Annotated in this window: 4 protein-coding genes; 2 read left to right on the forward strand and 2 right to left on the reverse strand. The window is 69.2% G+C overall.

Annotated elements, in window-relative coordinates; translation table 11 throughout:
- Positions 1 to 18 precede the first annotated feature (18 nt).
- Positions 19 to 153, forward strand: a complete 135-nt coding sequence (locus IEY82_RS40395) for a GntR family transcriptional regulator (RefSeq protein ID WP_373291470.1) — start codon at positions 19 to 21, stop codon at positions 151 to 153.
- 15 nt (positions 154 to 168) lie between these two features.
- Here IEY82_RS40395 and pglX read toward each other — a convergent pair whose 3' ends face one another.
- Positions 169 to 3,762: a BREX-2 system adenine-specific DNA-methyltransferase PglX gene (pglX, locus tag IEY82_RS25870; RefSeq protein ID WP_189126809.1), complete on the reverse strand. Its 3,594-nt coding sequence runs from the start codon at positions 3,760 to 3,762 to the stop codon at positions 169 to 171.
- Positions 3,759 to 8,354, reverse strand: coding sequence for a BREX system serine/threonine kinase PglW (pglW, locus tag IEY82_RS25875; protein ID WP_189126810.1), 4,596 nt, complete (start codon positions 8,352 to 8,354; stop codon positions 3,759 to 3,761). Before pglW ends, pglX begins: the two co-directional genes overlap by 4 nt.
- Before the next feature lie 212 nt (positions 8,355 to 8,566).
- Here pglW and IEY82_RS25880 point away from each other — a divergent pair, with 212 nt between their 5' ends.
- Entirely contained in the window at positions 8,567 to 10,360 is a 1,794-nt protein-coding gene (locus tag IEY82_RS25880; protein WP_225262668.1) for a S1 family peptidase, read from the forward strand.
- Positions 10,361 to 10,457: the final 97 nt, after the last annotated feature.

A 10,457-nucleotide genomic window follows, 5' to 3' on the forward strand; every position in this document is an offset into this window, starting at 1 on the left:
CGCACCGTGCTGTCTGAGGTGCGACTTCAGACCTACTTCGGCGTCGGCCGAGCGACGATCCGCAAGGCATTCGCAATCCTCCGCGAACGCGAGCTGATCATCACCAAGCCTGGCAGGGGCTCCGTCGTCATCCGCCGTGACGACGCATCCTGATACGTAGACGCAGATCTACCTGGTACGGCCAGCACGGCGGGATGCGGCTGGACGCCACTGACGCAGGTTGTCGTCAGTGAGGCCATGTTCGCCCTGGATCTGCTGGCGGTAACCCGCGAAGAAGTCCGCCGGTGAGCCGCTGTACATGGGGTCGAAGTCGTCGTGCCACTGGTGAAGCCACGGCTGGAGTTCGAGCAGGCCCGCGAGGAACGGGGTGATCTCCTCGCTGGTCAGGGCGTAGTTCGTGAAGTACGTCGCCAGGGCCTGCGCCTGTTCCCGGTGATCCCAGCCGGCCCAGCCGTACAGGTCGGGGGTCTGGGTGTTGACCTGGCCGTAGGAGATGAAGCGCTCCTTGGGCACGTCGAGCTTGCCGCGCGCTCGCCAGTAGGAAGCCCGTTGGAAGTCGGCCTGGGCATACTTCGGCGGGACGGGGATCGAGTCCCGAATCTTCCGCTTGGCGGGCTCATCCGGGGCAGCATCCTCCTTGCGCTGAAGGTCCCAGACCTCCTCCCAGTCGGCGCGCTTCTTCAGGCCGGTCGGCTTGTAGCGCAGTGCAGCGAGAAACGGGACGTGCTCTTCGGCCACGAGGTCGGAGACGACGGCCGCCAGTTCCCTGCGAGGCGCGTAGATGGCGGCGACGGAGACGAAGTCCTCGTCGCGGGAGAGCACGTCGACGAGCCTGGCGAGCGTGAGGATCGTGGGCTGACCGTTCTCGTCGTACCAGTGGTCGCGCGTCTCGATCCGGTCCAGCAGCCACGAACGCAGCGCCTTCTCCTGGAGTACGTCCCATCCTTCGGTCGCCCACCGCCGCTTGTATTCGGGCCGCTCCACCATGCCGATGGCCCGCGAGGACTCGATAGCGTCGATGCGCTTCTGAACGATCTGTCTGTACGACTCCGGCCAGTCAGAGGGGATCTCCTGGATCGGGGTTGATCTGTGCCGCCTGAACCACTCGTCGGACGCCTCACCGTTGGCGATCCGGCGGGCGAGCACAATCTCGAACGCCCGCTCCCCAAGTGCCAGTTCGGGCACGTCAGTCTCGGGGGCGCGCAGGTCTTCGGGGTGGAGGGTGTAGAGGGAGTAGACCTGCCAGTCCAACTCTTCCTGGAGAGCAATCATCCGGGCACGGATGGCCTCCCACCTGGCCCTGGCCTTGCGAAGGCTGGTGAGGGAAATAAAACCTTCGACCACGATAGCCACTTGGCTGGCGGCAAGTTGAAGAGCGAGGGCGTCGAGGGGCACGGCAAGAGCGGTTGGGTAAGTAGCGGGAAGCGGAAAGCGTTCGATGTTGGATCCGTTGAACTGGTAATAGCTTTCCCATGCATAGCGACCAGTGCCGCGCTCGCCACCTCTATTCCCCTTGTCGTGGCAGTTCAACTTCAGCCACAGAGCGGCTGTGGAACTGTTGAGGAGTCCAAGCAAGTACAAGTGATCCTTCTCGCTCGCCTCTTCCCGCAGCTTGATCACCGGCGCGGTCCGATTAAAAACCTTCCCGCCTCGATCCAGTACGAAATGGTTATGTGTTGCTACCTCCGCAAAGGGAATGGACCACGGATGAGCTTCCTGGTCCTTAGGTAGTTGGTGCCATGCCCACCATTCTCTGCCAGCTTGAGAATACGTCTTCCCTGTTCCAAGTGTGCGCTGCCAAAGCTGTGTGCGAATTTTCCAAAAGTAGCGCTTGAAGGCTGACGAGAGCGAACTTTCGGGTATGACAGCGTGCCGACTATCGTACGGAAAGGCCACAAGGTCAAATTCCGAGAAGCCCCAGTCACGAGTCTGATCTCCACGATGACTTTGGACAGCTTTCAGATCATCTGCTCTTCTGGCCGCGAAAGTAGCACCAGAAAGAGTGAATGCCTCATCTGCGTGCGTGTCTCCAAAGAAGCCGACCCTAAGCGCATGACTTCGTACCACAGAGTGCTGGTGATTACTAATCTGCTCGACCATTTCTAGACCGCCATCGGCCAGGATCCAGGGCTGCTTGCCGAAATAACGCTTCCGCTCAAGGTCTCCCACCGAGACCCACGGACTGACCGAACCTGGATCGTCGATCTGGTCAACGATCGCGCCCCAGACCAGCCCGTCCTCACCCTTCTCAGGTGCGGACGGCTCACCCTGGACGCTACGGACCGTTCGTACGGTCTCTGAACGAAGACGACCCGCACGCGGCGTCCCGACGAGGATGACCGTCGGCGTGCCATGCCCGGGGATGTAGGCACCCGAGGTGTCGATGACCTCGGTCAGCTCGACCTTGTGGGCGAAGAACTCTTCGATCAGCTTGGCCCCGAACTCCCGCTTCATGAACGAGTTGGCCGTGATCTGCCCGACCATGCCGTACCCACGCCCATCAGCGTCGCCCCGTACGGCCAGCTCGAAGAACCGCTGCGCGAACGGCACCGACAGCGCGTACGTCCCGGCGCAGGCGTCGTACAGCCCCCGATACAGCTCGTTCAGCTTCTTGTCCTTGACCGTCACGTACGGCGGATTGCCCACCACCACGTGATACCGGCCCGGCTCCAGAATGCCCGGATGCTCGTGCACGTCCTCCGTCGCGTACGCGAAGTCAGCCAGCGGATCTCCGGGCACCTCGTCACCCAAGGTCAACGGCATCTGCCGGGCCTTGATGAGCGAGTCGCCCACGGCCAGATGGATCGGCCACTCGTACTTCGCCGCCTCCTTCATGGTCGAGACCCCGGCCGCAGCCATGGCCGCCACCAGCAGGCGGAACCGCGCGATGGCCACCGCGAACGGGTTCAGGTCCACCCCGTGGACGGAGTCCAGCGCCGCCCGTACCCGCTCGTGCCGCCCGAGCCCCATCGGCCGGTCGGCCCACAGCCGGACGAGCCGCTGGAACGCCCCCAGCACGAAGTGCCCGGACCCGCACGTCGGGTCGATCATCTTCAGCTCGCGGTGGCCGAACTCCCGCACCGCCGGGTCCATCGTCCGGTCGAGGATGAACCTCTCCACGAAGTCGGGCGTCTGCAGCAGCGCGTACGTCTTCCGCGCCGCCTCCGACAGATCCTGATACAGGTCGCCCAGGAACCGGGTGTCCCACCCGTCGGTGCCGTCGTCGTTCAGCGGGTGCGCGAAGTCGTGGACCAGCTCGCCCGCCTCGTCCCGCCGCCGCCAGAACTCGACCAGTTCCCCGGCCCCGTCATGGCTGAGTGGGATCTGGAACAAAGGGTTGTGCGCCGGGTCGAACAGCAGCCTGCCCGCCTGCCCCTCCCCCAGCTCCGCGAACGCCCGCCGCAACCATCCCCGGTACGTCGGGTCGTCGTCGGTCTCGACGTACGCCTCGTACCGCGCCTGCGCCAGATCGCGCCGGTCAGCCTCGGGCGCCGTCAGGTACGGCTCCTCGATCAGCCGGTTGTCCTCGCAGAACCGGACGAACACCGTGCCCAGCACCCACGCCGCAGCGACCTGGGTGACCCGCTCGTCGAGCCAGCTCCCCCAGGTGGCGGCGGTCCGCTCCAGTTTGCGCGCCTGGTCGTACTCGGCCCGCAGCCGCGCCCCGACCTCGGGCAACGCCCGGACCTGCTTGGCCAGGTCGGCCTCGACCTCTTTGACCTGCTGCTTGAGGTCGTCCAGCACTGCCTTGCGGTCGATCACTTCGCCTCCAAGGTCACGCCGGCCCGGTGGGTGTTGGTCACCCACGAGTCCGGAAGCTCGATCCACTCCCCCAGGCCCGCCTGGTGGGGCACGGCGACCGTGCCCAGTCGCGGCTCGCGCGCCGGGTCGCCCTGCGGGCAGAGCAGCCACAGGCCGCGCCCGCCCTGCCGGGCCGCCGCCGCGAGCCGGTCGAGGACGCCCATCGCGTCGTACCGGGCGAACACCGCGGCGTCGGTCAGCAGCACCGGGCCCGGGCCCGGCTCCAGCAGGGCGCGGACCTGCGGCTCGATCCGCCCCCAGGCGGTGCGGGCGTATTCGGCGAACTTCAGCGCCGCCCGGCTGCCGGGCTCGGCGACGTCGGCCCGCAGGATCGTGTCCCACGTCGGTTTGCTGCCCGGCGGCACCAGCTCGTGCATGGCCTCCAGGAACAGCCTGGTCGCGGAGAGCGCCTCCGCGCCGAACCGCTCCCCGGTGAGCTCGACCACCGCCTCCCTGGTCAGCCCCGCCCGCACGGTCAACGCCCGGAACCCGTCGCGCCGGGCCGAGGCGATCAGGCGTTCCTCGGCCCGGACGGCGCTCGCGAGCTGCGGATCGTCGGCGTATCGGGTGACGGCGCCGTCTCGGGTGGCGTGCCGTCCGACGTAGGCGGTCAGGTAGCTGGAGGCCAGGTCGAGGCGGGCGGGCAGGTAGCGCTGCGTGCCCGTGCCCTCCCGGGTGGACAGGGTGAGGTCGAATCCGGCGTCGCGCAGTGCCTTCGTCAGCGGCGGCCCGCTGGGCAGGCCGCCCTCGATCCCGCCGTCCGTCAGCTCCGGGAAGCGGGCGCGTACCCGCTCGTGCACCTCGTCGACCGTCAGGCCCGGCTGCCTGGCGTCGGCGACGCCGGGGATCAGCCGCACCAGCCCGGCCTGGGTGAGCCGGAGCGCGCGGACCAGGAGCAGGTCGCGCGGGTAGACCTCCAGCCGTGGGGTGGCGGCGGCGTTCCGCGACGCGGCCACGGCGAGCTGGACCATGCGGCGTTCGTCCCACTCGATCACGCCCTGCGGCGGGCTGATCGCGCGCAGCTCGGTCAGCACGGTGCTCGCGGTGGGCAGCGCGTCGAGTTTGGCGAGGCGGTCGGCGACCCGGCCCAGCCGGTGGGCGTAGTCGAGCAGGCCGGGCGCCGACGGCGTGCTGGGCGCGTCGTCCTCGCACACCTCCAGGGCGAGCAGGCCCGCGCCGAGCGCCGAGTCGGTGGCCTCGCGGTTGGCGGTGTGGCGGAAGCGCCCCTCCTCGGGAACGAGCTGCTCCACCTCGACCACGGCCCGCACGGCGGCGAGCGCGAGCGCCCGCCGCTGGTCGCGCTTCTGCAGGCGGGTGCCGCGCCGTACGGTCAGCGCGTCGGCGATCTCCGCGACGGAGGCCACCCGGCCGAGCCCGGCGAGCAACTCCAGGATCTCCTCCCGGAGCGCCTGCACGGCTGGGGACTTCTTCCACCGGATGCGCTGAGTTTTCAGGATCTGGGGGATGCGCTGGCGGCTGAGCCCCAGCGTCTCGGCGACGGCCTTCTGGTTGGGCCACACGGTCTGGCCGGGCAGCTCGCCGTGCGCGTCGGGCAGCCGCAGCAGCAGCCGGACCGCCTCGACCTCGTTGCGGTTGGCGCCGTCCTTCTTGAGCGCGGGGACGAACAGCGTGGCCAGGGTGTCGAGGCTGACCGAGCGCAGGGCACGCTGCGGAAGCAGCTCGGCGCCTTCGCCGGTGGCGAGGTCGTCGACGAGAGCAGACTCGGCGGCGCTGACCTGTGCCAGCTCCTCCTTGGCGTCGCGCCGCCCTTCGGAGGTGAGCGGGGAGACCGGCTCCTGGCGGAGCCGCCTGCCCCACTCGCTGAGGCGGCGCTGGATCTCGCTGCGGGTCTTGGCGCCCAGGCCGGGGGCGTTGACGAGGTTGCGCTGGCTGTAGTCGAGCAGGGCGCCGACGGTCGTGAGGCCCAGGCCGTAGAGGAACGACTCGGCGGCCGGGGTGAGCCCGGCGGCGGACAGGTGCGTCTCGGGCGTGGCCTCGGCGGCGAGCCGGTCGCGCTGCTGCTCGACGGACTCCGGCTCGGCGTCGGCGATCGCCGGAGCCTGCTCGGGAGCGACGCCGGGCGCGGGATGGCGGCCGGCGCGGCCCGAGGACGGCGAGGTCTCGGCCAGGTCCAGGAAGATCTTCTTCCAGGCGTCCTGCATCTTCTTGCGCTCACCGAAGCGCTGTCCGGCGTCGCGGTGCATGGCCTTGCGGAAGAAGGCGACGAGCCCGTCGCGGATCGCCGGGTCGAACGCGTCGGCCGCGACCGCCGGATACGGCCACTGCTCCGGGTCGGTCTGCCGGGGGGAGACCTTGCCGTCGCCCCATCGGGGCAGCTCGCCCGAGGCCATCTCGTGCAGGGTGGCGGCCACCGCGTAGCGCTCGGCGTGCGCGTCGTAGACCGAACGGGTCAGGGTGCCGATGAACGGGTCGAGATAGCCGTCGGTGCCCGCGTCGGTCTCCTGCACCGGGTGGCCGGCCAGCGAGAAGTCGATCAGCACGAGCTGGCGGGTGCGGTTGGGGCGCACCCGGATGGCGATGTTGTCGGGCTTGATGTCGCGGTGCCAGACACCCTCGCCCTCCAGGAAGTCGACCGCCCCGAACAGGTAGTCGCCGTAAGCCTCCAACTGGTCGATCTGGAGCCGCCCGCTCTCGCGCAACTGCCGCGCCACGGTCTCCTCGCGGCGGCGTGACCTGCCGCCGGGCTCCGCCGGATCCTCGTCGTCCCGCTCGTCGCCGACGTACTCCAGGGCCAGGACGGTGCGCCCGCCGATGACCAGCGGCTCCGGCTCCACCAGCCGGATGACGCGCGAGTCGGCGTGCAGCCGGCCCATCACCTCGGCCTCGCGGACCAGGATCTCGCCGCGGCCGTCGGACAGGGCGATCTTCAGCACGACCAGCGGGCGGGCGCCGCGCCCTCTGTCTCCGGCGCGCAGATCGCGGACGAGGAACGCGCGGCTGGTCGAGCCGGTGCCCAGGCGGCGGCGTACCTCCCAGCGTCCGGCGAGCACGTCGCCCGCCACCGCCTCCAGGGGGTCCTTCTCCGGGACCGGGGCCGCCTCGGGCGCGGGCGCCGGGGAGGTCAGGAAGTCCTCGACGCAGGCCAGCATCTCCAGGAACTCGTCGACCGTGGCGAGCCGTCGCTCTGGCTCGTACGCGGTGGCCGCCTGCACCAGCTCGTCGAGGTCGCTCGACAGGCCGTCCACGAGCGCGCTGGGCCGCAGCCCCTCGCCCGCCTCCAGCCTGGCCAGCAGCTCCGCCTGGCTGGAGGCCGGAGCCTCGCCCGTCACCAGCAGGTAGGTCAGCACCCCGAGCCCGTAGACGTCCAGGGCGATGGGGTCAGGGCTCGGCGCGGTCAGCTCGGGCGCGAGGTAGGCGTCGGCGTCGTCGGCCAGGTGGATCGCCGACAGGGCGGTGGGCGCGTAGCGGGTCGTGCCCTGCGACTGCGCCCCGCGGTGGGTGGCGATCTGCCAGTCGGAGATCTGGAGGTACGGCGTCAGCCAGGCGGCTTCCTCGCCGATGCTCCGACCCTCTCGGCCCCGGTCGCGCGGGATCACGTGCACCGATCGGGCGGCGAGCGCGCGGTGGTGGATGCGGCTGGAGTGGGCGGACCTCAGGGTCTCGGCGAGCTGCCGGACCAGCGCCATCCGGCCGAGGATGTCGAGCTTGGCGCCGTACTGGACGAGGTAGTCGTCCAGGCGCAGCGTGTGCGGGTGATAGTCGAAGATCAACGCGGGCCCGGCCGAGTGCCCGGACGGATCGTACTGCTTGAGCTGGACCACGCCGGGATGACGGAACCGGCGCAGGATCGCCGCCTCGCGCCGGGCGGCGTTCTCCACCGACCTGCGGATCGACGCGTCGGCGCCGCGCTCGCGCAGGTAGACGCGGACCCGGGCGGGCTCGGGCAGCTCGCTGTGGTTGGCCAGGTAGTCGGCCCAGGTGGGGCCGGTGTCGAAGGACTTGCGCTCCAGCAGGTAGGGGCCGACCTTGTACTCGGCGTCGCTGCGGCGGATGCCGACCTGTTCCAGCGCGGTCTTGGCCGCCCGGGAGTCGGCCGGAGTGATGCGCCACCGCTCGTCTCGCGGCGGCTGCCGCAGCATCTCCAGCAGCTCGTCCACCGTGTAGACGCCGTTCTGGTCGTGGGCGGGCAGGCGCAGCCGGAGCGAGTCGTCGGTGAAGCAGACGGCCTCGGTGATCCACACCCTCTTGCCGTTGCGCGCCAGCAGGCCGGCCAGCTCCTTGGCCTTCTTGTTGGCCAGGTGCAGCGGGTTGCCGTGCGAGATGCGGCGGCCGTTGGGGGCTGTCTGCACCCAGGTGCCGTTCTCGGTGGTGAGGCTGCCGCGCCAGTGCTTCAGCTCGATCATGTACGCGCCGCTCGGGCCGACGACCAGCAGATCGACCTCGCGGACATGACCGGTCTGCGCGGTGAAGGTGAAGTTGGACCAGGCCCGCCAGGGCTCGGCGTCGGGTAGCCGCTCCCGGATGGCTTCCAGGCCGCGGCGCTCGTGGTCGAACTCGGACTCGGTGACGGTGGTCCACCGGCCTTCGAGCATGCGCCTACTCCGCTGTCGATGTCTGGTGCCTGATCGGCTACTGAACCGAATTTTGGATCGTATCCGCGGAGCGAGACGAGCGAGGAGGTTGTGACCAGAATGCTGCGGACGCAGAATTACGGCTGATCCAATACCTACATAAGCGCGTACTGCTCTGGTTCCCAAGCTGGTTCCAAGCCGAGCACAAGAGCCATCGCCCACCATTTCCTACTGTGAGCGGAAATTTCAGGAAACGGTTTACGAAGATCGCGGCAGCCGCGGCGGTGGTGATGGCGGTGACGCTGCCCGCCCTCCCCGCGGCGGCTGACGAGGCGCCCGACGCGCGGCCCGATGTGCCCGTCGGCACCTGGCTGGCGGCGCGGACCCAGCCAGCGGTGCAGCTGACCAGCTTCACCTACACCGGCACGGTCGCCGTGCCGACCAGCACCATCAACGAGAACGCGTTCAACCGGCTCGTCGAGCAGGCCACCGCCACCGTGCTGTCCGGCAAGATCTCCTCGGACGAGCGCAGCATCGCCAAGTGGATCTTCCAGCGGATCGCGGCCAACGTCGACACCTACCTCACCGCGACCACCCCCGAGCGTACGGTCGACGCCGAGGTCGGCGGCCTGTGCACCGGCTGGTGGGTCACCCCCGACGGCTACATGGTCACCGGAGCGCACTGCGTGCAAGTCGGCGAGACCGAGCTCAGCCAGCTGTTCGCGCAGCAGGCGCTGGCCAAGTTCAACAAGCAGGACGCCAAGGAGATCATCAGCGGCCTGCGGGGCATCGAGGCCGACGAGGAGATCGTCAAGCTCGCGCAGCAGATCTACGTCACGTTCAACACCGGCCACATGAAGCTCCGCAACCTGAAGCAGAGCCTGTCGGTGATCCAGAGCCTGCCCGGCGGCGGCGTGGACAAGACCGCCAAGCCGGTCCCGGCCGAGCTGGTGTCGGTCGGCGAGAGCTACCCGGGCAAGGACTTCGCGCTGCTCAAGGTCAACGGCCAGCAGAACCTGCCGACCGTGCCGCTCGGCGACGACGCCGACGTGCGTACCGGCGACACCCTGTACATCAGCGGCTTCCCCGGGCTGGTCACCAACACGGCGTTCTTCAGCCTGGAGTCCAGGCTGGAGCCGGCCTTGACCGAGGGCCCGTACAACGCCAAGCGCGCCACGCAGACCGGTGTGCCGTACATCCAGACCCAGGCGCCCTCCTACCACGGCAACTCCGGCGGCCCGGTGTTCAGCAGGGACGGCAAGGTCATCGGCATGCTGATCGCCGGCACGGTGAGCGAGGGCGGCGAGGCCTCGGAGAGCGAGAGCTTCGTCCTGCCGGTGAGCATCATCAAGGAGAAGCTCGGCGAGAAGAACATCAAGCCCGCCCAGGCCGTCACGACGACCCGCTACAACGAGGCGCTGAACGACTACTTCCGGCACTACTACGAGGACGCGCTGCCGAAGTTCCGTGAGGTCCAGGCGTTGTTCCCGAACCACCCGTACGTCGCCAAGCACATCAGCGACTCGCAGCAGGCGATCTCGGCGGGCAAGGACGAGTCACCCAAGCCGATCCTGATGTGGGTGCTGATCGGGGCCGGCGTGCTGCTCGTCGTCGTGCTCATCCTGGTCGTGGTCATGCTGCTGCGCCGTCGCCGCCGTCGTCCCGAGCCGCCTTTCGGCCCGCCCGGTGGCGGGGGGTACGGCGCGGTGCCGCCCCCTCACTGGCAGCAGCTGCCGGCAGGTCAGGCCCAGCTCCCGCCTCCGGCCCAGCCGGCGCAGGGACCGTACGGGCAGGGAGGACCGGGCGGGTACGGCCCCGGCGGGTACGACCCCAACGGGTACGCCCCCGGCGGATACGGCGCCCCGCCGTACGGGTCGGCCCCGCACAACGGCCACGTCCAGCACGGACCCGGCCAGCAGGCGCACCCATGGCCCCCTCAAGGCCAGGGCCAGCCGCCCGGATGGGACCAGAACCGGTCCGTCCGCTACGGCGAGTTCGCTCCCCCGCCGGACGACAACTCCCGCTAGATCGCTGATGTGAAATTCGGCTTAGTGATCGTAGGCGATCAGGGATCGTTTCACGGGTGCGCCGATGTTCCAGTTGTGCCAGATAACGGCATTGAGG

This window comes from Nonomuraea cavernae, from assembly GCF_014646355.1.
Taxonomy (GTDB): domain Bacteria; phylum Actinomycetota; class Actinomycetes; order Streptosporangiales; family Streptosporangiaceae; genus Nonomuraea; species Nonomuraea cavernae.